We start from the raw sequence: 26,998 nt of genomic DNA on the forward strand, positions 1-26,998 counted from the left end.
GGGGGAATGACAACGCGGTTCAGCGCTATTCCTTCAGGACTTCGAAGGTCGCCACATAGCCGGCGTTGTGCTCGACGCCCTCGGCGTCGGCCGGGCCCTTCACGGTGGCCTCCAGCCAGTAGAAGCCGGCCTTGGGCCAGGTGACGCTGAACTTGCCCTCGGCGTCGGTGGTCGCCTTGATCTCGCCGCGCTCGTTGGCGTAGCGGGTGCCGCCCGGCTCGACCACGACCTCGACACCCGCGGCCGGCTTGCCGTTCAGCAGCAGGCCGAAGGTGGCCTTCTCGCCGGCGAAGACGTCGTTGGGGTGGGTCACCGGCACCAGCTCCAGGCCCGTGCCGGTGGCCTTCAGGGCGGTGTCGGTCGGGGCGCCGGAGGTGACGAAGAATTCGACGCGGCGGTCGCTGACCGTCTTCTTGATCTCGGTCGCGCCGGCGGGAATCGCCGTGGCCAGTTCGGCGGCCGGACCGCGCCAGCGCTTCTGCTCGCCGTTCAGCTTGTAGGAGACCAGCATGCCGCCCGAGACGGAGGCGACGCGGTAGGTGCCGGGCTTGGTCAGCTGGATGTCGAAGACGCTGCGGTACTTGCCGGTGAACTTGTTCTGGGCCTCGACCGGTGCGCCGTCGGGGCCAGTGATGACCAGGCCGTCGAGGCGCAGCGGCACATGCTCGAAGACGAACAGATCGTTGGACACCGCCGCGTCGACGCTGACCCAGGGATCGGTCCCCGACAGCACCGTCATCGAGGGCAGCATCCACTGGCGGTGGGCGCTGGCCGAGCCGGCCACGGCGAGGGCGGCGGCGAAGGCGGCCACGGCGAACAGGGTCTTCTTCATGGGTTGGCTCTCGCTCAGGGTTTGACGGTCAGGGTGATGGCGCCCAGTTCGCTGGCGCCGGCGGCCTTGCCGGTCGCCGCTTTGCCGGACCAGGTGAAGGGGATCTTGACCACCTCGCGGCCGCCGACCTCGCGGGCCGCCTCGACGACCAGATTGTAGGACCCGGGCTTCAGGTCGGCCAGGCGGGCGGCGGGCACCACCAGTTGCTGCTTGCCGGGAGCCTTGGTCGGGCCGCTGACGCCGTTGGCCGGCATGGTCATCGACCGGCCGGTGCGGCGCCACCACTGGCGCATGTCCTTCAGCCAGGTGGCGCCTTCGCCCTTGGCGTTCTTGGTGTCGTACCAGACGGCCAGGGTCTTCACCGCCGTCTCGTCCGGCGTCTCGATCCAGATCGCGACGTAGGGACGGTGGTACTCGGCCACCGTCATCCGGGGGATCTCGATGCCGACGTTGAGCTCGGCGGCCAGGGCGGGGGAGGCCGCCAGGGTGGTCAGCAGGGCGGCGGGCAGGGCGATACGCATGGGCTACCGTTCAGGGAATGAAATGCAGGGCGAGGACGAGCGGGATGAACAGCCCGAGGCCGACGTACCACCAGGTGGTCTTGCGGGCGTGGGCGTGCATGAACAGCAGGATCAGGCCGGTGACGCAGAAGACGATGCAGCCGGCGGCGAAGATGTCGAGGAACCAGGCCCAGACTGAGCCGGTGTTGCGGCCCTTGTGCAGGTCGTTGAAGTAGGAGATCCAGCCGCGCGAGGTGAGCTCCGCCTCGGTGGCCCCGGTCCCGGTGTCGATGGTGACCCAGCCGTCGCCGCCCGGGCGGGGCAGGGCGATATAGGCCTCGCCGTCCGACCATTCGATCGTCGCCGCCTTCGGCGCCTCGACCTTGAGGTCCTTGCCCAGCCAGGCCCGCACCGCCTCGGGCAGAGTTCCCTTGGCGTTTTCCGCCGCCTTCATGGCGGCGATCACCGGCGCCGGCGCCGTGGCTTCCAGGGTCTTGACGACCGGCTTGGCCTCGATCTGGCGGGCGTGGTTCAGGGTGATGCCGGTCACCGCGAACAGGATGATGCCGACCAGGCAGATGGCGGCGCTGATCCAGTGCCAGCGCACCGTCTCGCGCAGGAAGCCGGCCCGGGCCTGGGCCTTCTTCTTCGCCTTGGCCTTGATGGCCAGTGTCGTCTCATCCACCCGCGCGTCCATGGTCAGGCGCGGCCTCGCGCTTGGCGGGTCGGAGCGGGCGGTTGAAACAGCATGAAGGAACGCGGGACCGGAAAATGTTGAGAACGGCTCGCAAATACCAGACCTGCGGCTCAGAGCAAGTGAGAATCCTTTGCAAGGCCGCCGGGGCCTCGCCGATGAGACCCGTCAGTAACCGGACTGCAACCGTTGGTCGCTAAGACGGCGGAATGGACGCGGCCCTTCCTGACCCCCTTGATGGCCTCTGCGTGATGGTCGTCGACGACCACGCCAGCACCCGGCGGCTGGTCGCCGATGTGCTGCGGGCCGGTGGTGTCGAGCGGGTGGTCACCGCCGAGAGTGGCTCCGAAGCGCTGGCAATGATGGCCGGCGTGCGGCCCGACGTGATCATCACCGACTGGCTGATGCCGGTCATGGATGGCCTGACCTTCGTGCGCGCCGTGCGCCAGGCGGCCATCACCGAAGACCCGCGCATTCCCGACCCGCGCCTGCCGATCGTCATGCTGACCACCGAGCGCACCCGCCGCGACGTCGAGATCGCCCGCGCCGCCGGGGCCGACGCCTTCCTGGTCAAGCCCTTCACCCCGGCCCGGGTGCTGGAGCGGGTGGCGACGGTGCGCCAGCGCCAGATCGACTTCGTGATCAGCACCGCCTACGTCGGCCCCGACCGCCGCCAGGGCCGCGAGGAGGACGAGGAGGGCTATGCCGGTCCGCTGCGCCGCCGGGGCGACGCGGCCCAGGAGGTCGACATCGCCGCCCGCGCCGCCCTCTGCGCCCAGATCCTCGACGAAATGGCCACCTTCCAGCGGCTGATCGAGGGCCGCGGCGGTCTCGACCACCTGCTGCGCCAGATGGCCTGCCGGGTGATGCACGCCCTGCGCCAGCGGGCCAGCGAGGTCGGCGACCGGGTGCTGACCCGCGCCGCCGCCAGCCTGGCCCGCTACGTCTCGGCGGTCGGCGGAGCCGGCAAGGCCGACCCGGAGGTGGTGCAGATCCACCTCGACACCCTGCGGGCCCTGGCCCTGTTGCCGATCGGCGACCTCAAGGGCTGCGCGCTGGTTGTCCGTCAGCTCGACCGCGCCGTCTCGCGCCGCATCGAGAGCCATCTGGCGGCCCTGACCCTGGACTACGGCCCGATCACCGCGCCGGGCCGGAGGCTGGCGTTGCTCGACGCCTAGCGCCGCGCGGCGAAGGGTCTATATGCGGACCCATGGCCGAAGCCTTCAACGACCTGACCCTCTCCGCCGACAAGGCCGCCCGCTACGCCGAGGTGGCTCAGGAGATCGCCGCCGTCCTCGACGGTGAGCCGAACCTGACCGCCCGCATGGCGACGGTGGCCTCGATGCTGGCCAGCAGCTTCGACCACTACTTCTGGACCGGCTTCTACGTCGTCGATCCGACGCGCGACCGCGAGCTGGTCGTCGGCCCCTACCAGGGCACGCTGGGCTGCCTGCGCATCGCCTATGGCCGGGGCGTCTGCGGCGCCGCGGCGGAGACCGGCGAGACTCAGCTGGTCGAGGACGTCCACGCCTTCCCGGGCCACATCGCCTGTGATGCGAAGAGCCAGAGCGAGATCGTCGTGCCCGTGAAGGACGCGGCGGGAAAGCTGCTGGCGGTGTTCGACGTCGACAGCGACAGGCCGGCGGCGTTCGACGCGGTGGACCAGGCGGGGATCGAGACGATCCTGCGCGACGTCTTCAGCCGCTGATAGCCGGCCAGAAAAGCTCGCAGACCATTCAACCGATCTGAGCCGCCGCGCCCTCAAGGAACGGTTGCCAACCGCCATGTCTTTGTGATGTAAGTTTTGAAAGACAACTGACTCGCGGAGCCGCCCCATGCCCCTCTGGAAAATCTACACCCCGGTCGACGCCTTCACGCCGGAGGACAAGAAGGGCATCGCGCAGGCCCTCACCGGCCTGTACGGCCGGGTGATGCCGCGCTTCTACGTCGGCGTCGTCTTCCAGGAGGTGGCGGCCGACAACTTCTATGTCGGCGGCGAGCCGACCGACCGTTTCGTGCGCATCTGGGTCGACCACATCGCCCGCACCTTCCGATCCGACGAGGTGAAGGTCGGCTTCTTCAACCGGATCAACCAGCTGCTCGCCCCCTGGATTGCCGACCGCGGCTACGACTGGGAGCTGCACGTCGACGAGACCCCCTTCGACCTCTGGACCATCCAGGGCCACTTCCCGCCGCCCGAGGGGACCGAGGACGAGAAACGCTGGATGGCCGAGAACCGCGCCTCGCCCCGCACCCACGCCTGATCGGAGACGCCGCCATGCCCACGCTTCCCCAGGGCCGCGCCCTGATCACCGGCGCCTCGTCGGGCATCGGCGCGACCTACGCCGACCGCCTGGCCGCCAGGGGCCATCCGCTGCTGCTGGTCGCCCGCCGCGCCGACCGGCTGGAGGCGCTGGCCGCCAGCCTGCGCCAGGCCCACGGCGTCGATGTTCAGACCCTGGTCGCCGACCTTGAGGATGCCGCCGGTCTCGCCGCCGTCGAGGCCCGCCTGGCCGATCCCGATATCGCCATCCTGGTCAACAACGCCGGGGCCGGCGGCCTGGGGCCCGCGGCCGCCGTCAGCGCCGACCAGATCGAGCGCAACCTGCGCCTCAACATCCTGGCCCTGGCCCGGCTTTCCCACGCCGCCCTGGCGACCTTCCGGGCCCGGGATGGCGGCCTGCTGGTCAACATCGGCTCGATCATGGCTTTCGCGCCCTCGGGCGGCGGCGCCGCCTACAGCGGCTCGAAGGCCTTCGTCCTCAACTTCACCCGCTCCCTGCAGCTGGAGCACGCCGAGGGTCCCGTCCGGGTCCAGCTGGTCATGCCCGGCCCGATCCGCACCGAGTTCTTCAGTTCGCAGGGCCTCAGCGACGCGGTCTTCCCCGACACCGCCTATCTGACGCCGCAGCAGCTGGTCGACGCGGCCCTGGCCGGGGCCGAAGCCGGCGAGACCGTCACCGTCCCGTCGCTGGGCGACCCGGCCATCTGGGAACGGCTGGAGGCCGGCCGCCAGGCCTTCATGGGCGCCGTGCTTTCCGGCCAGGTCGCGCCGCGCTACCTGCTGCCGGCCGACGCCTGAGCCCTCAGGGAGAGGGTTTCTAAACGCGTTCCGTCTATCAGAACGCCATGACCGCCCGTGTCAGCCTCATCGTCCCGACCCAGCGCCGCCCCGCCGGCCTGGCGACGGCGCTGCGCTCCCTCGTCGCCCAGGCGGGGGTCGATCCCGCGCGGCTGGAGCTGATCGTCGCCGACAATGACGCGGTTCCCTCGGCTCAGGCCTTCGTCGAGGGACTGACCGCCCCGTTTCCCGTCCGCTATGTCCACGAGCCCCGCCCCGGCGTCGCCAACGTCCGCAACGCCGCCCTGGCCGTGGCGACCGGTGAGCTGATCGCCTTCCTCGACGACGACGAGGAGGCCCCGCCGACCTGGCTGGCCGACCTGCTCGCCGCCCAGGCCGGGCTGAACGCCGACGCCGTCTTCGGCCCGGTGCGCGGCCGCGCGCCGGAGAACGTCCCGCACCGCGCCTACCTGGAAGACTTCTTCTCCCGCCATGGCCCCGCCGACACGCGGGCCCTCGACAGCTGGTACGGCTGCGGCAACAGCCTGATCCGCCGGTCGGCCCTGCCGCATCCCACCGCCCCGTTCGATCCGGCGCGCAACGCCAGCGGCGGCGAGGACGACCTGCTGTTCGCCCAGATGGCCGCCGCCGGCGCGACCTTCGGCTGGGCCCACGCCGCCTTCGTCTGGGAAGATCCGGTCCCCTCGCGCCTGACCCTGGCCTACGCATTGCGCCGCGCCTTCGCCTACGGCCAGGGGCCGAGCGAGCACTGCGCGGCCGAGAAGAACGTCCCCGGAATCCTGCGTTGGATGCTGACCGGCCTGGTGCAGACCGCCCTCTGGACCCCCGTCGTCGCCGTCAAATGGGCCCTCGTCGCCCCAGACCGCGCCAGGCCCCTGGACCGGCTGATGCGGGGCCTGGGCAAGACCTTCTGGTTCCCGCCGTTCAGCCAGACGTTTTACGGCAGCGCCGCCTAGGGGATTTGGCTGAAACCCTTGCACCGCCTGCCGCAGCATCCCACAAAGGCTCAATGAGCCCGTCCCGCACCATCACCCTCGACGGCGACCTGATCGCCGACGCCCGGGCGCTGCGGGACGCTTTCGGCTGCTTCACCACCGGCGTCACCGTGGTCACCACCCGCGCCGCCGACGGGCGTCAGGTCGGCTTCACCGTCAACGCCTTCTCCTCGGTCAGCCTCGACCCGCCGCTGGCCCTGGTCTGCGTCGACCGCAAGGCCTCCAGCCTGCCGGTGCTGGAGCAGGCGGGGAAGTTCTCGGTCAACGTCCTGCACGCCGAGCAGGAGGACATGGCCCGCCGCTTCACGGTGAAGAGCGCCGACCGCTTCGAGGGCCTGGCCTGCGAGACCTGGGACCACGGCGTGCCGATCCTGCCCGGCTGCATGGCCAACTTCGAGCTCGAGACCACCCAGGTCATCGACGCCGGCGACCACCGCATCTTCATCGGCCGCATCCTGAAGGTGCGGTTCGACGCCGACCACGAGCCGCTGGTCTATCTGCGCGGCCGCTTCCGGCGAGTGCATACGGACTGAGGATGGGGCTGTCGGTCGCCATCACCTGCGATGACAGGCTGCGCTGGATGGACTACCGGATCGAGGTCGACGCAGTGGCCCTCGCCTGGCAGACCGACAGCTTCAGGGACAGCTTCCGCGAACTGCTCATCGCTGTCGTCGATGCCCTCGCGGCCCGGCCCGGATATGTCGAGTTCACCGACCTTCCACTGGCGAAACGCCTGATGCTCCACCCGTCGGGTGAGCGGCTGGGACTGACGCTCCTCGAGTACCATGACTGGCCAATTCTGCAGAGCGCGGTTGGCGTTCCGATCGGCGCCCTGGAGGTCCGGCTGCGCACCTTCGCCGGGGCGGTGCTGTCGGCAGGCAAGACACTTGCGGAGGATCGGCAGGCCTATTCGCGGGCATCTGGTCTTGAGTTTCCCGACCAGCGACTGACAGACCTCGCTCTGGCCTTGAAGAAGGGCTCAAGCGGCCCCCAACAAAAGTCGTCGCTCGCCTCACCTTAGGTCATACTTACGTCCGAACAGCTGTTCGCCTATCTTCCCGCGAACGTAAACGAGACCCTCGGGAGCAGCCCCATGGCCGAAGCCTATATCGTCGCCGCCAAACGCACCGCCGGAGGCCGCAAGGGCGGTCGTCTCGCCGGCTGGCACCCCGCCGACCTCGCCGCCCAGGTGCTGGAAGGCCTGATCCGGGACATCGACGCCGATCCGGCCCTGGTCGAGGACGTCATCATGGGCTGTGTCGGCCAGGCCGGCGAGCAGTCGGTCAACATCGCCCGCAACGCCATCCTCGCCTCCTCCCTGCCGGAAAGCGTGCCGGGGACCAGCGTCGACCGCCAGTGCGGCTCCTCGCAACAGGCCATCCACTTCGCCGCCCAGGCGGTGATGAGCGGCGCCATGGACGTGGTCATCGCGTCCGGCGTCGAGAGCATGACCCGGGTGCCGATGGGTACGCCGGCCATCCTGGCCCTGAAGGCCGGCATGGGCAGCTACATGAGCCCCAACATCCAGGCCCGCTATCCCGACATCCAGTTCAGCCAGTTCGCCGGCGCCGAGATGATCGCCAAGAAGTACGGCCTGTCGAAGGACCTGCTCGACGAGTTCGGCTACAACAGCCACCGCAAGGCCATCGAGGCGACCAAGGCCGGCAAGTTCGCCAGCGAGATCGTACCGGTGAAGATCAAGACCGCCGAGGGCGTGGAAGAGGACCACACCGTCGATGAGGGCATCCGCTTCGAGGCCAGCCTGGAAGCCATGCGCGGCGTCAAACTGCTGCAGGAAGACGGTTCGCTGACCGCCGCCACCTCCAGCCAGATCTGCGACGGCGCCTCGGGCGTGGTCATCGTCAACGAGAAGGGTCTGAAGTCGCTGGGCGTCGAGCCGCTGGCTCGCATCCACCATATGACGGTCATTGGCGCCGATCCGGTGATCATGCTGGAGGCCCCGATCCCGGCCACCCAGCGGGCGCTGGAGAAGACCGGCCTGAAGATCGGCGACATCGACCTGTTCGAGGTCAACGAAGCCTTCGCCTCGGTGCCGGCCGCCTGGCTGCAGGTCACCGGCGCCGACCCGGACCGGCTGAACGTCAACGGCGGCGCGATCAGCCTGGGCCACCCGCTGGGTGGGTCGGGCAGCAAGCTGATGGCGACGCTGGTGCATGCGCTGCGGGACCGCGGCGGCAAGTACGGGCTGCAGACGATGTGCGAAGGCGGCGGCCTGGCCAACGTGACGATCATCGAGCGGCTGTAGACGTCTCGACTGAATTGAAGGGGGCTGTCGGCAGTCGCCGGCGGCCCTTTTTCATGTGTGGTCCCCAGCCAGCGCAGCCGATAATCCGGGGACACTATATAGATTTCCCATGGCGCCTGGGTCCGGCCGCAACCTGGTCGAACGGAAATCTATATAGTGTCCCCGGATTATCGGCCCCCCGGCGGCGGGGCTACTTCGCCGTCACCCGCCAGATGATGTTGCCGACGTCGTCCGACACCAGCAGCGCCCCGGCCTTGTCCTCGACGATGGCGACGGGGCGCCCCTGCGCTTCCTTCTTCGCGTTGAGGAAGCCGTCGAGGATCACCACCGGCGCCCCGCCCGGCTGGAAAGCCACGCCGCCGGCCGGCGCGGCCGCGTAGGTCGTGTCGTCGCTGTTTCTCACGAAGATCACCCGATAGCCGCTCGGCGGATCGCGGTTCCAGCTGCCGTGCTGGGCGACGTAGACGCCGTTGCGCAACGGCGCGGGCAGCAGCTGGCCGCGATAGAAATGGATGCCCAGCGAGGCGGTGTGGGCGCCCAGGCCGTAGCTCGGCTTGATGGCCTTGGCGACCATGGCTGGGTTGGCGGGTTCGACCCTGGTGTCGACGTTCTGGCCCCAATAGCTCCAGGGCCAGCCGTAGAAGCCGCCGTCCTGGACCACCGTGAGGTAGTCGGGCGGGGTGTCGTGGCCGATCATGTCGCGCTCGTTGACCGCCACCCACAACGCGCCGTCGCCCGGATAGCGGTAGCCGGGATAGAATTCCATGCCGTTGGGATTGCGCAGGCCGGAGGCGAACACCCGGCGGCCGGAACCGTCGAGATTCATCTCCAGGATGGCGGCGCGTTCCTTTTCGACGTCGAGGCCCTCGTCGGCGATGTTGCTGGATGAGCCGACGCCGACGTAGAGCTTCGACCCGTCCGGTTTGGCGATGATGTTGCGGGCCCAGTGGCCGTTCGAGCCGGTGGCCGGCAGGTCGGCGATCTTCTTGCCGGACCCTTCGATCTTCGTGGCGCCCTCGACGTAATCGAACACCACGATGCTGTCGGTGTTGGCGACGAACAGCTGCTGGCCGACCAGCACCATGCCCGAGGGGGAGTTGAGGCCGGTGATGAAGGGGACCTTCAGTTCGGCGACGCCATCCCCATCACTATCGCGCAGCAGGGTGATGCGGTTGGGGCTGGGCACGGCGGCCCCGGCCTTTTTCATCATGTTCCTGGCGACCATGGCCTCCAGGCCCTTGCCCTCACGGGGCGGGCTGTTGCTCTCGGAGACCAGGATGTCGCCGTTCGGCAGGGCGTAGAGCCAGCGGGGGTGTTCCAGGCCCTCGGCGAAACGGGCGACTTTCAGGCCCGGCGCGGGAGCCGGCGCGGCGCCGGGCGCCCAGCCGACGGCCTGGCGGGCGTTGACCGTCGGCAGCGGCGAGGTCTTGGCGGCCGGCATCTTCGGATCGGGGCCGTAGCCTTCGGAGCCGTCGGAGGTGGTCGGCTTCTGGCAGGCGGCGAGCGAGACGGCGGCCAGCGCAAGGCCGGTCAGCAACAGGCGGTTCATGAGCGTTCCCTCGTTTGGAGGAACGCTACTCCGCAACCTAGCCCGGCGTCACGCGCCAGACGACATTGCCGACATCGTCCGCCACCAGCAGGGCGCCGCGCCTGTCGACGGCGACGCCGACAGGGCGGCCCTTGGTGTGGACGTCCTTGTCGAGGAAGCCGGTCAACACGTCCTGGGCCGGGCCGCTGGGCTTGCCGCCGCTGAAGGGCACGAAGATGACCTTGTAGCCGCTGACCGGGTCCCGGTTCCAGGACCCGTGCTGGCCGACGAAGACGCCGCCGCGGTACTGCGGCATCAGGCCGGCGCGGTAGAAGGTCAGGCCCAGCGAGGCGGTGTGGGCGCCCAGGGCATAGTCGGGGGTCAGGGCGGCGGCGACCTTGGCCGGGTCCTGGGGTTTGACCCGATCATCGACCCGGCCCCAGTAGCTGTAGGGCCAGCCGTAGAAGCCGCCGTCTCGGACAGAGGTCATGTAGTCGGGCACGAGGTCGTGGCCAATCTCGTCCCGCTCGTTGACGGCGGTCCACAGCATGCCCGACACCGGCTCCCAGTCCATGCCGTTGGGGTTGCGCAGGCCCGTGGCGAACAGGCGTTTCTGGCCGGTCGCCAGGTCGATCTCCCAGATGGCGGCGCGGCCTTCCTCCTTGCCCATGCCGTGCTCGGCGACGTTGCTGTTGGAGCCGACGGTTGCGTAGAGCTTGCTCCCGTCCGGGCTGGCGACGATGTTCTTGGTCCAGTGGTGGTTCAGCGGCCCGGCCGGCAGGTCGGTGACCTTGGTGGGCGGGGCGGTAATCGAGGTGGCGCCCGGCGTGTAGGGGAAGCTGACCACCGCATCGCTGTTGGCGACGTAGAAGGTGTTGCCGACCAGGGCCATGCCGAACGGCGAGTTGAGGCCGGTCAGGAAGGCAGTCTTGGTCTCCGCCACGCCGTCGCCGTCGGTGTCGCGCAGCAGGCTGATGCGGTTGGCGGTCGGGGCGGCGGCGCCGGCGTCCTTCATCACCGCCTTCATCACCGCGCCCTTGAGGCCCTTGCCGTCCTCGGGCTTGGGCGGGGCGTTGGTCTCGGCGACCAGCACGTCGCCGTTGGGCAGGACATAGAGCCAGCGCGGGTGGTCCAGGCCGCTGGCGAAGGCCTCGACCTTGAGGCCGGCGGCCGGGACGGGCTTGTCGCCGGCCGGCCAGCCGACGGCCTTGCGGGCGTTGATGGTCGGGATCAGGGCCTTCTGCGGTTCGACGATGGTCGGGTTGGGGCCATAGGTGGCGGAGGAGGGCAGGCTGGTCTGGCCGGCGCAGGCGGCTAGGGCCAGCATCGAGGCGGCGCCCAACAAGGCGAGGGGCGCGCGGGGGAGGGCGGTCACGACTGTGCTTCCTTGTTGGCCGGACGAACGCGGTCCGGCGAAAGCAAAGCGTCCCGCTGTTAGCCTTGTTCCCGCCGGCCTCCAGGCTGGCGCAGCCGAGCGGTGAAGCGTTGGGCGCCGGCCGGGTAGAGGAAGCGGGCGGTGGTGACGCAGTCGCCGGACAGCCAAGTCTTGCGTTCCAGGCAAAGCAGGGCCGAACCGCTGGAAATTCCTAGTCTTTTGGCGGTCTGGCCGTCGGCGGCCAGGGCGGTGATGGCGTGTTCGGCCTCGGTCCAGGGGACATGGGTCAGGAGCCAGGCGCCGGGCGGCTGGTCCTCGAAGCGCTCGCGGGCGGCGGCGGGAGCGGCGTCCAGGCTGATCAGCCGCTCCTCCAGGGCGTGGGGCTCGCCGTCGGCCAGGTGCAGGCCGATGACCAGCAGGACGGGGGCGCCCTCGGCGATCCCCAGGGCGGCGGCGTCCTGCGCCGAGGCGCCGGCCTCGCGGCGGGCGAGGCGGCGGAAGCTGTAGGCGCGGCCGGAGGCGCGAACCTCGGCGGCGACGTCGCGGATCTCCAGCACCGTCTCCTGCACCGTGCGGCGGGCGACGAAGGTGCCGGCCCGCTTGCGGCGCTGGACCATGCCGGCCTCGGCCAGGGCGGTGATGGCCTTGCCCACGGTCATGCGGGCGCAGTTCCACTCGGCGGCCAGATCGGTCTCGTTGGGCAGCTTTTCGCCGGGCTTGTAGATGCCGGCGAGGATGTCGGCTTCGAGCCGGGCGCGGATGGATTCGTGGAGCGGCTGGGTCATGCGGTGAGGCCTTTGAGGACGGCGCTGTAGCGGGCGTTGATGGTGCTGCGGCCAAGGTGACGGCCGTTCTCGACGACGCGGCGACCGCTGGCGTAGACGGATGCGATGGCGGTGCGGCCTTGCGAGAAGACCCAGGTGTCGAGGGCCAGGTCGTCGGTGCGGCCGGTCATGTCGGGGTGGGCCATGTCGAGACAGACGACATCGGCGCGATGGCCGGCGGCGATCGTACCGAGCGGCTGGCCGAGGGCCTGGGCGCCGCCCCTGCAGGCGCCGGTGAGCAGGGCGCGGCCGGTGCTTTCGCCCTCGGTCTGGGACAGCAGGTTGCGGCCGCGAAGGTGGAGGCGCTGGGCGTATTCGAGCTGGCGCAGCTCGCCGGCCGCGTCGATGGCGATGTTGCTGTCGGTGCCGACGCCGAAGCGGCCGCCGGCGGCCAGGTAGTCGCTGGAGGGGAAGATGCCGTCGCCGAGGTTGGCCTCGGTGATCGGGCAGAGGCCGGCGACAGCGCCGGATTTGGCGAGGCCCCGGGTTTCCTCCGGGGTCAGATGGGTGGCGTGGATCAGGCACCAGCGCCCATCGACGCCGGCGTGGTCCAGCAGCCATTCGACCGGGCGCTGGCCGGACCAGGCCAGGCAGTCCTCGACCTCCTTGACCTGTTCGGCTGCATGGATGTGCACCGGGCCGGAGGCGAGCGGCAGGATGGCCTTCAGTTCGTCCGGCGTGGCGGCGCGCAGGCTGTGGGGGGCGACGCCAACGATCGCGCCGTCTTTCTGGAGTGCTTCGACAATGCGGGCGAAGCGGCCGGGATCGTTGATGAAACGGCGCTGACCGGGCGTCGGCGGTTCGCCGCCGAAGGTGGCGTGGGCGTAGAAGACCGGCAGCATGGTGATGCCGATGCCGGTGTCGTCGGCGGCCTTCAGGTGGCGGCGGGCCAGTTCGGCGACGTCGGCGTACGGCGAGCCGTCGGGGCTGTGGTGCAGGTAGTGGAACTCGGCGACGGCGGTGAAGCCGGCCTCCAGCATGTCGGCGAAGGCGTAGGCCGCGATGGCCTCGACGTCGTCCGGGCCGAGGCGCGCCAGGAAGCGGTACATGACCTCGCGCCAGGTCCAGAAACTGTCCTGGGCCGGGCCGCGGCGTTCGGCCAGGCCAGCCATGGCGCGCTGGAAGGCGTGGCTATGCAGGTTGGGGACGCCGGGGACGCCAAGCGCCTCGCGGGCCTCGCCGGAACGGGGCGCGGCGCCGGCCTCGATGGCGGTGATCAGCCCGCCTTCGCTGGTGATCCGGACGTCGGCCGCCCAGCCGTCAGGCAGCAGGGCGCGGTCGAGGAACAGGGTCGTCTGCATGGGCGGAGGATCAGGTTGCCAGATGAATATGTCTAGACATATTGTGCCGACCTTCGCGGAGGATTCATGCATTTCGACCGGCTCTGGCGTGGCGGACGGCTGGCGACTCTCGACGAGTCGGTCGCGGGCCTGGGGCTGGTCGAAGACGGGTCGGTGGGCTGTGTGGGCGGGCGGATCGCCTTTGTCGGCACGGATCTGCCGGAAGGCTGGACGGCCGGCGAGGTGATCGAACTCGATGGCCGGCTGGTCACCCCCGGGCTGATCGACTGCCATACCCACCTGGTGTTCGCTGGCGACCGGGCCGACGAGTTCGAGATGCGGCTGCGGGGCGAGACCTACGAGACCATCGCGGCGGCCGGGGGCGGCATCGTCTCGACGGTGGCCAAGACCCGGGCGGCCAGCGAGGCCGAGCTGACTGCCGGCGCGCTGGAACGGCTCGATCGGCTGATGGCCGAGGGGGTCACGGCGATTGAGATCAAGTCGGGCTATGGCCTCGATCTCGACAGCGAACTGAAGATGCTGCGGGCGGCGCGGGCGCTGGAAGGCGCGCGGGCGGTCACCGTGGCGACCAGCCTGCTGGCGGCCCACACCCTGCCGCCGGAGCATCGGGACAGCCGCGAGGCCTATGTCTCGAAGGTCGTGGACCAGATCATTCCGGCCGCCGTCGGCCTGGCCGACGCGGTCGACGCCTTCTGTGAGAGCAACGCCTTCACCCCGGACGAGGTGCGGCGGGTGTTCGACGCGGCCAGGGCCCACGGCCTGCCGGTGCGGCTGCACGCCGACCAGCGGACGGCCGGCGGCGGGGCGCAGCTGGCGGCGGAATACGGGGCCTTGAGCGCCGACCATCTGGAGCGGACGGACGCCGAGGGGGCCAGGGCGCTGGCGGCGGCGGGGACGGTGGCGGTGCTGCTGCCGGGGGCCTTCTATGCCCTGCGCGACGAGGAGAAGCCGCCGGTGGCGCTGTTCCGGGAGGCTGGGGTGCGGATGGCGGTGGCCACCGACTGCAATCCGGGCAGTTCGCCGCTGACCTCGCTGCTGACGGCGGTGAACATGGCGGTGATCCTGTTCGGCCTGACCGTGGACGAGGCGCTGGCCGGGGTCACCCGCGAGGCGGCGCGGGCCATCGGGCGGTGGGACGAGATGGGCTCGATCACGGTCGGCAAGGCCTGCAACCTGGCGATCTGGGATGCGACCCGGCCGGTGGAGCTGGCCTACTGGCTGGGGCGCAATCCGCTGCGCAGCCGTGTTTTTCAGGGAGAGCCGTCGTGACGGTGCTGTTGACCCCCGGCGAGGCGAGCCTCGCCGACTGGCGCGAGCTGTTCGAGGGCGGGGTTCCGACGCTGAGCCTGAAGGCCTGGCCGGCGATCGCCGCCAGCGCGGCGGTGGTGGAGCGGATCGTCGGCAAGGGCGAGGCCGTCTATGGCGTCAACACCGGCTTCGGCAAGCTGGCCAACATCCGCATCGAGACTGCCGACCTGGCGCGGCTGCAGCGCAACATCGTGCTCAGCCACGCGGCCGGGGTCGGGGCGCCGCTGGAGGCGCCGGTGGTGCGGCTGATGCTGGCGCTGAAGGCGGCGAGCCTCGGGCGCGGGGCCTCGGGGGTGGCGCCGGCGACGGTGGAGATGCTGCTGGCCATGCTGGCCCGCGACTGCCTGCCGTCGATCCCCAGCCAGGGCAGCGTCGGGGCGTCGGGGGACCTGGCGCCGCTGGCCCATATGGCGGCGGCGATGATCGGGGTCGGCGAGGCCTTCGTCGCCGGCAAGCGGATGAGCGCCAAGCAGGCGCTGGCCAAGGTGGGGCTGCAGCCGCTGGTGCTGGGGCCCAAGGAGGGGCTGGCGCTGCTCAACGGCACCCAGTTCTCGACGGCCTGCGCCCTGGCCGGGCTGTTCCGCATCGAGCGGGTGTTCCAGGCGGCGATGGTGGCCGGGGCCCTGTCGGTCGAGGCGGCCAAGGGCTCGGTGGCGCCGTTCGATCCGCGCATCCACGCCCTGCGCGGCCACCGTGGCCAGGCCGAGGTGGCGGCCTCGTTCCGCACCCTGCTGGCCGGCAGCGCTATCCAGGTCAGCCATGCCCATTGCGAGAAGGTGCAGGACCCCTACTGCCTGCGCTGCCAGCCGCAGGTGATGGGGGCGATCCTGGACCTCGGGCGGCAGGCGGCGACCACCCTGGGCATCGAGGCCGGCGGGGTGACCGACAATCCGCTGATCTTCACCAAGACCGGCGAGGCGATCAGCGGCGGGAATTTCCATGCCGAGCCGGTGGCCTTCGCGGCCGACATGCTGGCCATGGCGGTCTGCGAGATCGGCTCGATGAGCGAGCGGCGGACGGCCATGCTGGTCGACCCGGCGCTGTCGGGGCTGCCGGCCTTCCTGACGCCGCGGCCGGGGATCAATAGCGGCTTCATGATCCCGCAGGTGACGGCGGCGGCGCTGGTCAGCGAGAACAAGCAGCGGGCCTATCCGGCCAGCGTCGACAGCATTCCGACCAGCGCCAACCAGGAGGACCATGTGTCGATGGCGGCGCATGGGGCGCGGCGGCTGCTGGACATGGCCGAGAACGCCGCCCAGGTGGTGGCCATCGAGGTCCTGGCGGCGGTGCAGGGGTGCGACTTCCACACCGGGCTGGCGTCGAGCCCGGGGCTGGAGGCGGCGCGGGCGCTGGTTCGGGCCAAGGTCCCGCATCTGGAGGACGACCGCTATTTCGCGCCGGACATGGCGGCGGCGGCCGGGCTGGTGAAGTCCGGGGCGCTGGTGAAGGCGGTTGGGGCGGCGCTGCCGGGGATGGTGGAATGAAGGTTCTTCCGTTTGTCCCTGTTGCTCCCACCCCCACCGCCGTCATCCTAGGCCTTGTGCCTAGGACCCACCTGTCAGCTCGCACGAACCAAGAGGGTGGGATCGCGGCCGCGATCCCAAGGCAACCGCTCGCGGCGGCCGAACCGTGGGTCCTAGGCACAAGGCCTAGGATGACGAGAGAGGTGGGGGTTGTGTTCGGAGCCCTCTCACGATGAGGGAGTGGCTCCACGTCCGTCAGGGCCAGGCGCCGCTGGTCATCTCCATCCCGCACGCCGGGACGGTGATCCCGGGCGAGATCGCCGAGCATCTCGTCTCGCATGACCTCGCCATCCATGACGCCGACTGGTTCATCCCCGAGCTCTACGCCTTCGCCGAAAGCCTCGACGCCACCATCGTGCGCACCGAGATTTCCCGCACCGCCATCGACGTCAACCGCGACCCGTCGGGCCAGAGCCTCTATCCCGGCCAGGCGACCACCGGCCTCTGTCCTGACACCACCTTCGACGGCGAGCCGCTCTACAAGCCCGGCTACACGCCCCGCCAGGCCGAGATCGCCCGGCGGCGGATCAGCTATTTCGCGCCCTATCACGACGCCCTGGAAGGTGAGATCGATCGGCTGCGGCTGATCCATCCGCGCATCGTGCTGTACGACGCCCATTCGATCCGCTCCTGCGTCGCGCGGCTGTTCGAGGGCGAGCTGCCGGCCCTGAACCTGGGGACCAACAGCGGGGCCAGCGCCGAGGCCGGGGCGGTGGCGATCGCCGAAAAGCACATGGCGGCGTCGGGCTTCACCGCCGTCACCAACGGCCGCTTCAAGGGCGGCTGGATCACCCGCCACTACGGTCGGCCCGAGCAGGGGGTGCACGCCCTGCAGATGGAGATCGCCCAGCGGGCCTACATGGACGAGCCCGCCGGCCTCGACCTGCCCGCCTGGAACCCTGAGCGCGCCGCCGCCCTGCAGGCCGTGCTGGAACCGATGCTGACCGACCTGATCGACTGGGCCCCCTCGAAGGACTCTGGACAATGACCCGTCTCGACAACACCCGCCGCATCCGCAGCCCGCGCGGCCTCGAACTCTCAGCCAAGTCCTGGCTGACCGAGGCGCCGATGCGGATGCTGATGAACAACCTCGATCCGGAGGTGGCCGAGCGGCCGGAGGACCTGGTGGTCTACGGCGGCATCGGCCGGGCAGCGCGGGACTGGGAGAGCTATGACCGCATCGTCGCCACCCTCAAGCGGCTGGAGGCGGACGAGACCCTGCTGATCCAGTCGGGCAAGCCCGTGGGGGTGTTCCGCACCCATGCCGACGCGCCGCGGGTGCTGCTGGCCAACTCCAACCTGGTGCCGCACTGGGCGACCTGGGACCACTTCCACGAGCTCGATCGCAAGGGGCTGATGATGTACGGCCAGATGACGGCCGGCTCGTGGATCTACATCGGCAGCCAGGGCATCGTTCAGGGCACCTATGAGACCTTCGTCGAGGCGGGCCGCCAGCACTATGGCGGCGACCTGTCGGGGCGGTGGATCCTGACGGCGGGCCTGGGCGGCATGGGCGGGGCCCAGCCGCTGGCGGCGGTGATGGCCGGGGCGTCCTGCCTGGCCATCGAATGCCGCGAGAGCCGGATCGAGATGCGGCTGAAGACCGGCTACCTGGACGTGAAGGCCACGGGCCTGGACGAGGCCCTGACCATCATCGAGCGGGCCTGCGCCGAGAAGCGGGCGGTCAGCGTCGGGGTAGTCGGCAACGCCGCCGAGATGCTGCCGGAGATGGTGCGGCGCGGCGTGCGGCCGGACCTGGTCACCGACCAGACCAGCGCCCACGACCCGGTCAACGGCTATCTGCCGGCCGGCTGGAGCGTCATGGAGTGGGACGAGCGGCGCGAGCGCGATCCCAAGGCCGTCGAGCAGGCGGCGCGGCGCTCGATGGCCCGGCACGTCGAGGCCATGCTGGAGTTCCACAAGGCCGGCGTGCCGACCGTCGACTACGGCAACAACATCCGCCAGGTGGCGCTGGAGGAGGGGGTGGCCGACGCCTTCGCCTTCCCGGGCTTCGTGCCGGCCTATATCCGGCCGTTGTTCTGCCGGGGGGTGGGGCCGTTCCGCTGGGCGGCGCTGAGCGGCGATCCGGAGGATATCGCGAAGACCGACGCCAAGGTGAAGGAGCTGCTGCCGGACAACAAACACCTGCACCGCTGGCTCGACATGGCGGCCGAGAAGATCCAGTTCCAGGGGCTGCCGGCGCGGATCTGCTGGGTGGGGCTGGGCGACCGCGACAAGCTGGGCCTGGCGTTCAATGAGATGGTGGCGCGCGGCGAGATCGGGCCGGTGGTGATCGGGCGCGATCACCTCGACAGCGGCTCGGTGGCCAGTCCGAACCGCGAGACCGAGGCGATGAAGGATGGATCGGACGCGGTGTCCGACTGGCCGCTGCTCAACGCGCTGCTCAACACCGCCAGCGGCGCGACCTGGGTGTCGCTGCACCACGGCGGCGGCGTCGGCATGGGCTTTTCCCAGCACAGCGGCATGGTCATCGTCTGCGACGGCACGCAGGACGCCGCCCGGCGCATCGCCCGGGTGCTGTGGAACGACCCGGCGACGGGGGTGATGCGGCATGCCGACGCCGGATACGACGAGGCGATCGACTGGGCCCGCCAGAAGGGCCTGGACCTGCCGTCGCTGGGGTAGCCGACAGCGGGGGCATATAATCCGGGGACACTATATAGATTTTTCGCGGCCCCGCCGGGGGTGGCGGAGAGGCCGGTTTGAGGCGAAAATCTATATAGTGTCCCCGGATTATATGCTGCTCGGTAGGATGCGCCCCTCAAACATCCGTTTGAAATTTGCGACAGCCCTCCCTAAGGTCAATCGCAAATCAAGGGAGCACGTCATGGGTCGTCTGTCGGGCAAGGTCGCCATCGTTACCGGAGCCGCCAGCGGCATTGGCCGGGCCAGCGCCAAGCTGTTTGCCGCCGAGGGGGCCAGCGTGGTGGCCTTCGACATGGCCGAGGCGGTCAATGACACCGTCGCCGAGATCGTCGCCGACGGCGGCAAGGCCATCGCCATCACCGGTGACGCCGGCTCCGAGGCCGAGGTCAGCGCCCTGGTCGACAAGGCGGTGGAGACCTACGGCGGCCTCGACATCGCCTTCGCCAACGCCGGCGTCTCGGGCGGCTGGATCACCCTGCCGGAGCTGACCGAAGAGAGCTTCATGGGCCTGTTGCGGATCAACGTCGTCGGCCCGGCGATGATGATCAAGCACGCCTCGCGGGTCATGGCCCCCAAGGGCAAGGGCTCGATCATCTGCACCGCGTCGGTGGCGGCGCTGCGGTCGGGGGCGGGCGGCACGCCCTACAGCGCCTCCAAGGCCGGCGTCATCTCGATGGTGCAGACCACGGCCCAGCAGCTGGGCGGCACCGGCATCCGGGTCAACGCCATCTGCCCGGGGCTGATCGAGACGGGGATGACCAAGCCGATCTTCGACGGCGCCAAGGCCAAGGGCTCGGAAGGCAAGATCGGCCAGCTGAACCCGCTGCGCCGGGCCGGCCAGCCGATCGAGATCGCCCAGATGGCGCTGTTCCTGGCCAGCGACGACGCCTCATATGTGAACGGCCAGGCGATGGTGGTCGACGGCGGGCTGTCGAGCTCGCACCCGGTGGCGCGGCCGGGCTCGCTGAGCTGAAATGGAAGAGGGGACACATTGAAATCAGCGATTTCAATGTGTCCCCGTTTGCCTACCCTTCAAACGCCGCGATCACCTCGGCCGGGTGGGTGTAGTAGGCCAGGAAGCCGGCCCCGGGCAGCTCGGTGATCTGGACCCCCGGCAGGGCGTCGCGCCAGAATCCCATGTGGACCGGCCAGTCGAGCCCGCCGCACAGCAGGATGCTCCAGTGCTCGCCGCCGATGTTGGCCGGCAGGGTCCAGCCGAGGGCGTAGACGGCCATCTCGGCCGCCCAGCCGGCGCTGGTCCGGGCCGACATCGCCCGCGAGTCGCGCAGGATGCGGGTCATGACCAGCGGATCGTCGATGACGGCGCGGTCGGCGGGCGCGACCTCCAGGGACCGGCGGATGGTCTTGGTCAACAGGTCGGTGCGGGTCTGACGGCGCAGCATCTCGCCGAGCGGGGCGATCAACTCGGGGTGCTTGAGCAGGCTGCGGGAGATGGCCCCGATCAAGGATCGGTGGGTGCGCTCGACCTCGCGCGGCGGGCGCGGGTTCATCAGCAGGCCGCGGCCGATGCGGTCGCCGTGGCGGGCCGCGAAGGCCAGGCCGGCGGCGGTCGAGCCGTCGCGGACCATGACGTCGACCTTGCGCAGCTTCAGCGCCGTCAGCACCGCCAGCAGATCGTCGGCCTGGACCTCCAGATGGCTCTCCGGCGTCGGGGCCGGGTCGGTGAGGCCGAACCCCGGACGCTGGACGGCCAGCGGCCGGTAGCCGGCGCGGTGCAGCAGGGCGACGAAGCCCAGCGGCAGGATGCGGCCCGTCGAATAGCCGTGGAAGACCACCACCGGCCGGCCGCCCTTGGGGCCATAGTCGACGAAGGCGACGCGGCGGCCGCACTCCAGGCTGAGGATACGGGGCCGGCCCTCGGGATCGATCGGCTCGACGACGGTCTCGGAGGCTTCGGTGAAGGCGGTCAGGGCGCCGGCCTCGACGGTCAGGCGGACCAGGTCCTTGGCCTTGTTGACCCCGGTCTTGGCGAACACCGCCTTCAGCTGGCCGCGGACGGTGGCCTCCTTGACGCCGAGGGCGGCGGCCACCTCGCGGGCGGTCAGGCCCTCGGCGAAGCGGGCGGCGGCCTTGGCTTCCGCGGGCGTGGCGCCGAACAGGGCGCGTAGCACCGCCTCGACGTCGCCGATCGGGGCGCCGACGCCGCTCATCAGGTCCATCATCCGGCGGACCAGGTCGGGGCTGCGGCGGGCCCCGGCCTTGCGCATGGCCTTCTTCAGCGCCTCGCGGGCGGTCTCGCGGCCCACCCCGATGCGTTCGGCCGCCTCGGCCAGGTTGGGGGCGTCGAGCAGGGCCTCGGCCAGGCGCGCCTCCAGCGGCGTGAAACCGAAGGCCTGGGCGGCGCGGACGGCCAGGGCGCTGACCCGTGAGGGGGCGAAGCCGAGCAGAGCGACGCGGCGGCCGGGCAGCAGCAGCTGGGCGCGGCTGGCGTCGGACAGCGGCCAGCGCAGGGCCAGGGTCTCGACCGCCGCGCAGGCGGCGATGACGCCGCCGTCCTCGGTCTCGACCAGGCCCGAGGCCTGGCCCTGCTTCTGGGCCAGGCGGACCAGGCGGCGGAAGGCGGGGATGTCGGTGGGGTCGCCGAACCATTTGATGAACTGCGGATCGGCCTGGGCCAGGGCCCCGCTGGGCGAGATCACCGCCGCCCCGAGCGAGCCCTCTGGGGCGACGGCCGCGAAGCCGGCGGCGGTGTCGAGCTTGGCCGCCTCGCCGAGCGCTTCGGCGAAGGCGGCGGGGTCGTGGACGAGGGTGGAATCGAGCAGCGCCCAGCCGTCCAGCACCGCATCCACGGGCTGGCCCTCGGCCAGGCGGCCGCGCAGAGACTCGGACAGGGATGCCGTGGCGTTCACTTCGGGGGATCGAAGGGGGATTTCGCGCGCCGGGTCAAGGGCGTGAACGCCGTTCGGGGATCATCGGGTGACCTAGGGTGAGCGTCAGAATTTCTGGTTGGCGACGTCTCTCAAACAATCGTTTAAACGCACAATGTCACTCACCGGAGAGCCAATGTGAGCACGCAGGCCCTGTTCCGTCCCTTCCAGGTCAAGTCGATGACCCTGGCCAACCGCATCGCCATGGCGCCGATGACCCGCAGCTTCTCGCCGGGCGGCGTGCCGACGGCTGAGGTCGTCGACTACTACCGCCGCCGGGCCGAGAACGGCGTCGGGCTGATCATCTCCGAGGGCACGGGGGTGGCGCGGCCGGCCTCGCTGAACGATCCCAACATTCCGCGTTTCCATGGCGAGACCGAGCTGGCCGCCTGGAAGGACGTCATCGAGGCGGTGCACGCGGCCGGCGGCAAGATGGCCCCGCAGCTGTGGCACGTGGGCGCGGTGCGCACCCGCGATCCGGAATGGAAGCCGCCGGGTCCCTACGACAGCCCCTCGGGCCTGTCCTCGCCCGGCAAGCAGTTCGGTGAGCCGATGACCGACGCGGAGGTGGCCGACGCCATCGACGCCTTTGCCAAGGCGGCCGGCGCCGCCAAGGCCCTGGGCTTCGACGCCGTCGAGCTGCACGGGGCCCACGGCTATCTGATCGACCAGTTCTTCTGGGACGGCGTCAACGTCCGCGAGGACCGCTGGGGCGGCAAGAGCCTGCCGGAGCGGGCCCGGTTCGCGGCCGAGATCCTGCGGGCCGTGCGGCGCGAGGTCGGCGAGGACTATCCGGTCATCATCCGCCTGTCGCAGTGGAAGCAGCAGGACTTCACCGCCCGGCTGGCGACCACGCCGACCGAGATGGAGGCCTGGCTGCAACCGCTGGCCGACGCCGGCGCCGACGTCTTCCACTGCAGCCAGCGGCGGTTCTGGGAGCCGGAGTTCGAGGGCAGTGACCTGAACTTCGCCGGCTGGGCCGGCAAGCTGACCGGCAAGCCGACGATCACCGTCGGCTCGGTCGGCCTGTCGGGCGAGTTCGTCGCGGCCTACGGCGGCGAGGCCAGCCAGCCGGCCAGCCTCGATGGCCTGCTCGAGCGGCTGGAGCGCGACGAGTTCGACCTGGTGGCGGTCGGCCGCGCCCTGCTGCAGGACCCCGAATGGGTGATCAAGATCCGCGACGGCCGCGAGGACGAGCTGAAGAGCTTCGAGCGGTCGGCGATGGGGGTGCTGTACTAGCGCTCCTCCCTCCCCGACTTGGGGAGGGCAGACGCGCGCAAGCGCGTCGGGTGGGGAAGTGGCGAGCGCTGCTGTGACAGTCCAACCCACTTCCCCACCCGGCGCTTCGCGCCACCCTCCCCATTCGGGGAGGGACGGAGTCTAAGCGTTGAAGTTCAGCCTCAGCCCCGGCCGCGGCCAGGTCGCCCTGTACAGCTTCCCCGTCCCCGAGGCCGTGATCCACGCCGTCCGCATGTCCGGGCCGCCGAAGCAGATGTTGGTGCAGAGGATGTCCGGGAAGGGGTAGTGCTCGGTCGTGCCGTCCGGGTCGAAGGCGGTGATGCCGCCGTTGATGATGGTGGCGACACAGACCTTGCCGCCGGCCTCGACGGCCAGGCTGTCGAGCAGCTGGTAGCCCGGCAGGTTGCAGACCACGCGGCCGGGCTGGAACGGCGGCGGCTCGGCCAGTTCGCCGGGGGCGGTGATGTCGAAGGCCCAGAGGCGCCCCAGGTTGGTGTCGGCCATATAGACCACGTCCTCGTCCGGCGAGAGACCGACGCCGTTGGGCGAGACGAAGTGGTCGCGCAGGCGGGTGATCTTCGAGCCGTCCGGCCGGGCGTAGTAGAGGGCGCCGAACTTGCGGCCCTCCGGCGTCGAGCAGCCGTGGTCGGTGAACCACATCCCGCCCTGGCGATCGAAGACCAGGTCGTTGGGCCCGACCAGCCGCTTGCCGTCGCAGGCCTCGTAGACGGTCTCGACCTGGCCGGTGGCGATGTCGACGCGCTGGATGGAGCCGCCGATGTGGCTGGCGGGCGTCGGGCCGGGGATCAGCAGGCCCTGCATCTCCAGCCACTCGAAGCTGCCGCCGTTGTTGGTGACGTAGATCTTGCCGTCCGGGCCGATAGCCGCGCCGTTGGGGCCGCCGCCGGTCTCGGCGACGGTGGTCTTCACGCCGTCGGGAGTGATGCGGGTCAGCCGCTGGGCGGCGATCTCGGTGAGGATCACCGAGCCGTCGTGCATGGCGATGGGACCCTCGGGGAAGCGCAGTCCCTCGGCGACCAGTTCAATGTCCACTTGGCGTTCCTCTCAGCGTTTTCTGACGGCGTTTTTCGTTACGCCGATAGAACCCGGTGACCTGACGTCAGCGCAAGAGCTCGAACTGGTAGAGGGCCAGTTCGCCGGCGTTATCGAGCCAGGCGCGGGCCTGGCCGCCGCGTTGCAGGGCGGCGCGATCCTGCCAGACGGTCCCGCCGGCCGGGATGACGGCCTTGGGCGTCTTGCAGGGGACCGCCAGGGTGACGGCCTGGCCGTTGCGGTAGCGGGCGCCGCGCTCGACCTGATGCACCTTGCCGGCCACCTGGCACGGGCCGTGGTCGCGGGCCGGCGGGGTGACCTTGGCGATGTCGAGGACGATGACGTTGGGGGCCTCGTCGCGGGCCTGCTGGTAGTACTGCGGGGCCAGGGCGGCGTGGGCGGCGCCGGCGGTGAGGGCCAGGGTCAGGGCGAGAACAAGCGGCTTCATCGTTTGCGCTCCAGGATGCGGAAGACGAAGGGGTGGTCGTCCTTTTCGCCGGGCGCGTGGGCCTCGCGGTGGACCTCGCTCCAGGCGGCTTCGTCGAAGGCTGGGAAGAAGGCGTCGCCCTCGGGCTCGGCCTCGACCTCGGTGATGTAGAGCCGCCTGGCGCGTGGCATGGCCAGTTCGAACAGGGCCGTGCCGCCGATGATGCAGACCTCTTTGGCGCCGTCCTCCTCGGCCTGCTCGCTGGCCATCTCGACGGCCTCGTTGAAGTTCTCGACGTGGACGGCGGTCTTGGGCTCAAAGCTGCCGTCGCGGCTGAGCACGATGTTCAGCCGGCCGGGCAGGGGCTGCAGCGGCAGGCTGTCCCAGGTCTTGCGGCCCATGATCACCGGCTTGCCCAGCGTGTTGGCCTTGAACCAGGCCATGTCGGAGCGGATGCGCCAGGGCAGGTCGCCCTTGTTTCCGATGACCCCGTTGCGGGCGCGGGCGACGACGATTGCGAGGGGAAGAACCATGGCGCGGACCCTACGCCGCGTCGCCTTCGCCCGTCATCCTCAGTTTGGTGGGGTGATGGTCAGCAGGACATCGTCGCGGGCCCCCAGCGTCTTGGCGGCGCAGGCGGCGGGCCTGAAGGCCAGGTCATGGCACAGCCGCACCTCGCGCAGGCGGTTGTCCTGGCTGGTGGCGATGGCGACGGCCTCGCGGGGCAGGCCCGGGTTGGCGGCGGCGAAGGCGTCGCGCAGGGCGCCGGCCGTGAGGGTGTCGCCCGCCAGCGCCGGTTTCTTCAGGCCGTCCCACAGCTTGCGGGACTGGTCGAAATAGGCCTCCGGGCTGTCCCAGGCGCAGACGCCGTGGGCGGCGTATTCATGCTGCTGCAGCCGGGCCGAGGGGATCATGCAGAAGTTCCTGGCGACCGTTGCCGCGCTCAGGGCCTGGGAGGGCCGGCAGTAACGGGGGTGCTTGCCGTCGGCGCTGTTGGGCCACAGGCCGTGCAGGGTCCAGGTCCGGCCGCTGTCGCAGGCGCTGGCATCGGAGGTGTCGGCGGCCTGGCTGCGGCAGGCTTCCGGCTGCCAGGCGATGGCCAGCAGGTAGGTGTCGGGGGTGAAGTCGGCGACCACCTTGTCGGCGGGGCCGACCTCGGCGGGGACGGCTTCGAGGTCGGCGGGAACAGCGCACTCGGCGGCGGGCCCGGCGGCGACCTCGGCCTCGCGGGCCACACAGGCGGTCAGGGCGAGGAAGGCGACAAGGGTCAGGGCTAGACGCATGGGGCGGCCTTTCGGAGGACCGCTTCTAGCCCGCGGCGAGGGCTACTTCCAGATCACCGACACCGAGGTGGTGGCCGGGCTGCCCGGCCGATCGGTGAGGGCCAGGACGACCAGGCCGTTGGGGCGGGCTAGGTCGGCATAGCCCCCCATCACGCCGCCGCCGTTGATCGGACCGTCGGCCATCACCGGCAGGCCCCGCGAGCGGGCGGCCAGGGCTCGGCGCAGGGCGGCCTTGTCGTGGAAGCCCGGCGAGGCGGTGATCTCGCACAGCCGGACGGGGCCGCCGCCCATGGTGTTGTTCCCCATGCCGGAGGCGATCACCGTCGAACCCACAGGCTTGACGCGGCCGCCACTGGAGACGGTGCGGTAGCCGAGGGCGTCCAGCCCGCTCTCCCAGTTGGCCTGGCCCTGCAGGACCCGCAGGCAGAGGTCGACGGTGGAGACCATGGCGTCGGTCACGGGGTCGCCGGACTGGGCGGCGGCCGGCGCGGCCAGCAGCAACACGGCGGCGAGGGCGGGGGCGAGGCGACGGCTGATCATGCTCCGACCCTAGGCCTGCCCAAGGCCAGGCCGCATGCCCAAAAACGGGGCCTGTTCTACTGCCGCCAGATCACCGACAGGAAGGTCTTGGCCGGCAGGCCGTCCATGGCCGGCCGTTCGGTAATGGTCAGGCCGATCAGCGGGCCCTTCGGGTTCTCGAAACCGCTCTGGATGCCGCCGTTCTTGTCGGGCCTGGGGGCGACGGGGTTCAGGGGATAGGCGCCGGCCCGCTCGGCGAGAGCGGCCTTGAGGCCCGGTACGTCGACACTGGCCGGCGACATGTTGACGGCGCAGATCCTGAACGAGCCGCTGGCCAGGTTGGTGATCGCCAGCTCCGTCGCCATCATCGACTTGCCGACCTTCTTGCCCCAGCCGCCATTGCCGGTGCGGCCCCAGCCCTTGCGCTTGGCGTCCTTGTCGTAGTCCGCCTTGCCGCTCATGGTCGCCAGGCAGTGGTCCAGCATGGCGATCAGCACCTTGGTCGCCGGATCGGTGACGGGGGTCTGGGCGACGGCCGGAGTGGCGAGCAGCGCGAGAGCGGCGACCGTGGCGAGGAGAGGGCGAAGTGCGACCATGCGGCCACCGTAGCAAGCCCGATCGCTCGTGGTCAGCCCCTGATGATCCGCAGATAGGTTTCAGCCGACAGGCTCTCGGTCGCGAAACTTGAGTTCAT

General features: G+C 70.4%; 28 protein-coding genes. 14 read left to right on the forward strand and 14 right to left on the reverse strand.

Features of this window, described 5'->3' with window-relative positions:
* Nucleotides 1-25: 25 nt before the first annotated feature.
* From AC1RSK_RS04005 to AC1RSK_RS04015, 3 genes are read right to left on the reverse strand one after another with little or no spacing between them, the layout of a single operon-like run.
* Nucleotides 26-832: a DUF4198 domain-containing protein gene (locus AC1RSK_RS04005; RefSeq protein WP_492905751.1), complete on the reverse strand. Its 807-nt coding sequence runs from the start codon at nt 830-832 to the stop codon at nt 26-28.
* Between the two features lie 14 nt (nt 833-846).
* On the reverse strand, nt 847-1,353 hold the full coding sequence (locus AC1RSK_RS04010) for a DUF2271 domain-containing protein (RefSeq protein WP_492905753.1): 507 nt from the start codon (nt 1,351-1,353) through the stop codon (nt 847-849).
* A gap of 10 nt (nt 1,354-1,363) precedes the next feature.
* Nucleotides 1,364-2,017, reverse strand: coding sequence for a PepSY-associated TM helix domain-containing protein (locus AC1RSK_RS04015; RefSeq protein ID WP_492905755.1), 654 nt, complete (start codon nt 2,015-2,017; stop codon nt 1,364-1,366).
* Between the two features lie 218 nt (nt 2,018-2,235).
* On the opposite strand from AC1RSK_RS04015, the gene AC1RSK_RS04020 reads away from it, so the two are divergent.
* From AC1RSK_RS04020 to AC1RSK_RS04055, 8 genes are all read left to right on the forward strand, one after another.
* Nucleotides 2,236-3,204: a response regulator gene (locus tag AC1RSK_RS04020; protein ID WP_492905756.1), complete on the forward strand. Its 969-nt coding sequence runs from the start codon at nt 2,236-2,238 to the stop codon at nt 3,202-3,204.
* 32 nt (nt 3,205-3,236) lie between these two features.
* On the forward strand, nt 3,237-3,734 hold the full coding sequence (locus tag AC1RSK_RS04025) for a GAF domain-containing protein (protein ID WP_492905758.1): 498 nt from the start codon (nt 3,237-3,239) through the stop codon (nt 3,732-3,734).
* A 127-nt stretch (nt 3,735-3,861) separates the two neighbouring features.
* A complete protein-coding gene (locus AC1RSK_RS04030; RefSeq protein WP_492905760.1) occupies nt 3,862-4,290 on the forward strand; it encodes a tautomerase family protein in 429 nt (142 codons plus the stop codon).
* Between the two features lie 14 nt (nt 4,291-4,304).
* Nucleotides 4,305-5,108, forward strand: coding sequence for an SDR family NAD(P)-dependent oxidoreductase (locus AC1RSK_RS04035; RefSeq protein WP_492905762.1), 804 nt, complete (start codon nt 4,305-4,307; stop codon nt 5,106-5,108).
* A 47-nt stretch (nt 5,109-5,155) separates the two neighbouring features.
* Complete coding sequence (locus AC1RSK_RS04040) at nt 5,156-6,064, forward strand: glycosyltransferase (protein ID WP_492905763.1); 909 nt, start codon at nt 5,156-5,158, stop codon at nt 6,062-6,064.
* Nucleotides 6,065-6,117: 53 nt separating this feature from the next.
* On the forward strand, nt 6,118-6,636 hold the full coding sequence (locus AC1RSK_RS04045) for a flavin reductase family protein (protein WP_492905765.1): 519 nt from the start codon (nt 6,118-6,120) through the stop codon (nt 6,634-6,636).
* A 2-nt stretch (nt 6,637-6,638) separates the two neighbouring features.
* A complete protein-coding gene (locus AC1RSK_RS04050) occupies nt 6,639-7,124 on the forward strand; it encodes a hypothetical protein (protein ID WP_492905767.1) in 486 nt (161 codons plus the stop codon).
* Between the two features lie 72 nt (nt 7,125-7,196).
* A complete protein-coding gene (locus tag AC1RSK_RS04055) occupies nt 7,197-8,369 on the forward strand; it encodes an acetyl-CoA C-acetyltransferase (protein ID WP_492905769.1) in 1,173 nt (390 codons plus the stop codon).
* 190 nt (nt 8,370-8,559) lie between these two features.
* Here AC1RSK_RS04055 and AC1RSK_RS04060 read toward each other — a convergent pair whose 3' ends face one another.
* From AC1RSK_RS04060 to AC1RSK_RS04075, 4 genes are all read right to left on the reverse strand, one after another.
* Nucleotides 8,560-9,918: a PQQ-dependent sugar dehydrogenase gene (locus AC1RSK_RS04060; RefSeq protein ID WP_492905771.1), complete on the reverse strand. Its 1,359-nt coding sequence runs from the start codon at nt 9,916-9,918 to the stop codon at nt 8,560-8,562.
* A gap of 37 nt (nt 9,919-9,955) precedes the next feature.
* Nucleotides 9,956-11,224 carry a PQQ-dependent sugar dehydrogenase gene (locus tag AC1RSK_RS04065; protein WP_492906454.1) on the reverse strand — a complete coding sequence of 423 codons (1,269 nt, stop codon included), beginning with the start codon at nt 11,222-11,224 and terminating at the stop codon, nt 9,956-9,958.
* A gap of 107 nt (nt 11,225-11,331) precedes the next feature.
* Complete coding sequence (gene hutC, locus AC1RSK_RS04070) at nt 11,332-12,057, reverse strand: histidine utilization transcriptional repressor HutC (RefSeq protein ID WP_492905772.1); 726 nt, start codon at nt 12,055-12,057, stop codon at nt 11,332-11,334.
* On the reverse strand, nt 12,054-13,397 hold the full coding sequence (locus AC1RSK_RS04075) for a formimidoylglutamate deiminase (protein ID WP_492905774.1): 1,344 nt from the start codon (nt 13,395-13,397) through the stop codon (nt 12,054-12,056). Before AC1RSK_RS04075 ends, hutC begins: the two co-directional genes overlap by 4 nt.
* Before the next feature lie 66 nt (nt 13,398-13,463).
* Between AC1RSK_RS04075 and hutI the strand changes: the two genes are divergently transcribed.
* The 5 genes from hutI to AC1RSK_RS04100 all read left to right on the forward strand — a co-directional run bounded on the left by hutI (nt 13,464) and on the right by AC1RSK_RS04100 (nt 19,868).
* Complete coding sequence (gene hutI, locus AC1RSK_RS04080; RefSeq protein WP_492905776.1) at nt 13,464-14,666, forward strand: imidazolonepropionase; 1,203 nt, start codon at nt 13,464-13,466, stop codon at nt 14,664-14,666.
* Between the two features lie 2 nt (nt 14,667-14,668).
* Nucleotides 14,669-16,189 (forward strand): histidine ammonia-lyase, encoded by a 1,521-nt coding sequence (hutH, locus tag AC1RSK_RS04085; protein ID WP_492906456.1) that lies wholly within the window; start codon nt 14,669-14,671, stop codon nt 16,187-16,189.
* A gap of 211 nt (nt 16,190-16,400) precedes the next feature.
* Nucleotides 16,401-17,216: an N-formylglutamate deformylase gene (gene hutG, locus AC1RSK_RS04090; protein ID WP_492905778.1), complete on the forward strand. Its 816-nt coding sequence runs from the start codon at nt 16,401-16,403 to the stop codon at nt 17,214-17,216.
* Nucleotides 17,213-18,874 (forward strand): urocanate hydratase, encoded by a 1,662-nt coding sequence (gene hutU / locus AC1RSK_RS04095; RefSeq protein WP_492905780.1) that lies wholly within the window; start codon nt 17,213-17,215, stop codon nt 18,872-18,874. The genes hutG and hutU overlap by 4 nt, the downstream gene beginning before the upstream one ends.
* 202 nt (nt 18,875-19,076) lie before the next feature.
* Nucleotides 19,077-19,868, forward strand: a complete 792-nt coding sequence (locus tag AC1RSK_RS04100; RefSeq protein WP_492905781.1) for an SDR family NAD(P)-dependent oxidoreductase — start codon at nt 19,077-19,079, stop codon at nt 19,866-19,868.
* A 52-nt stretch (nt 19,869-19,920) separates the two neighbouring features.
* Here the strand turns inward: AC1RSK_RS04100 and AC1RSK_RS04105 are convergent, their stop codons facing one another.
* Nucleotides 19,921-21,765, reverse strand: coding sequence for an alpha/beta fold hydrolase (locus tag AC1RSK_RS04105; RefSeq protein ID WP_492905783.1), 1,845 nt, complete (start codon nt 21,763-21,765; stop codon nt 19,921-19,923).
* Nucleotides 21,766-21,921: 156 nt separating this feature from the next.
* Here AC1RSK_RS04105 and AC1RSK_RS04110 point away from each other — a divergent pair, with 156 nt between their 5' ends.
* Nucleotides 21,922-23,022 (forward strand): NADH:flavin oxidoreductase, encoded by a 1,101-nt coding sequence (locus AC1RSK_RS04110; RefSeq protein WP_492905784.1) that lies wholly within the window; start codon nt 21,922-21,924, stop codon nt 23,020-23,022.
* A 141-nt stretch (nt 23,023-23,163) separates the two neighbouring features.
* On the opposite strand, the gene AC1RSK_RS04115 is transcribed toward AC1RSK_RS04110, so the two are convergent.
* The 6 genes from AC1RSK_RS04115 to AC1RSK_RS04140 form a co-directional block, all read right to left on the reverse strand.
* Entirely contained in the window at nt 23,164-24,075 is a 912-nt protein-coding gene (locus AC1RSK_RS04115; protein ID WP_492905786.1) for an SMP-30/gluconolactonase/LRE family protein, read from the reverse strand.
* A gap of 67 nt (nt 24,076-24,142) precedes the next feature.
* Complete coding sequence (locus tag AC1RSK_RS04120; protein WP_492905787.1) at nt 24,143-24,523, reverse strand: hypothetical protein; 381 nt, start codon at nt 24,521-24,523, stop codon at nt 24,143-24,145.
* Nucleotides 24,520-25,035, reverse strand: coding sequence for a dihydrofolate reductase (locus AC1RSK_RS04125; protein WP_492905789.1), 516 nt, complete (start codon nt 25,033-25,035; stop codon nt 24,520-24,522). Before AC1RSK_RS04125 ends, AC1RSK_RS04120 begins: the two co-directional genes overlap by 4 nt.
* A 39-nt stretch (nt 25,036-25,074) precedes the next feature.
* On the reverse strand, nt 25,075-25,785 hold the full coding sequence (locus AC1RSK_RS04130; protein WP_492905790.1) for a ribonuclease T2 family protein: 711 nt from the start codon (nt 25,783-25,785) through the stop codon (nt 25,075-25,077).
* A gap of 42 nt (nt 25,786-25,827) precedes the next feature.
* Nucleotides 25,828-26,325, reverse strand: coding sequence for a hypothetical protein (locus AC1RSK_RS04135; RefSeq protein WP_492905792.1), 498 nt, complete (start codon nt 26,323-26,325; stop codon nt 25,828-25,830).
* A gap of 56 nt (nt 26,326-26,381) precedes the next feature.
* Nucleotides 26,382-26,900 (reverse strand): hypothetical protein, encoded by a 519-nt coding sequence (locus AC1RSK_RS04140; protein ID WP_492905794.1) that lies wholly within the window; start codon nt 26,898-26,900, stop codon nt 26,382-26,384.
* Between the last annotated feature and the right edge of the window lie 98 nt (nt 26,901-26,998).

The sequence above is a fragment of the Caulobacter sp. GW821-FHT11A05 genome, from assembly GCF_058809015.1.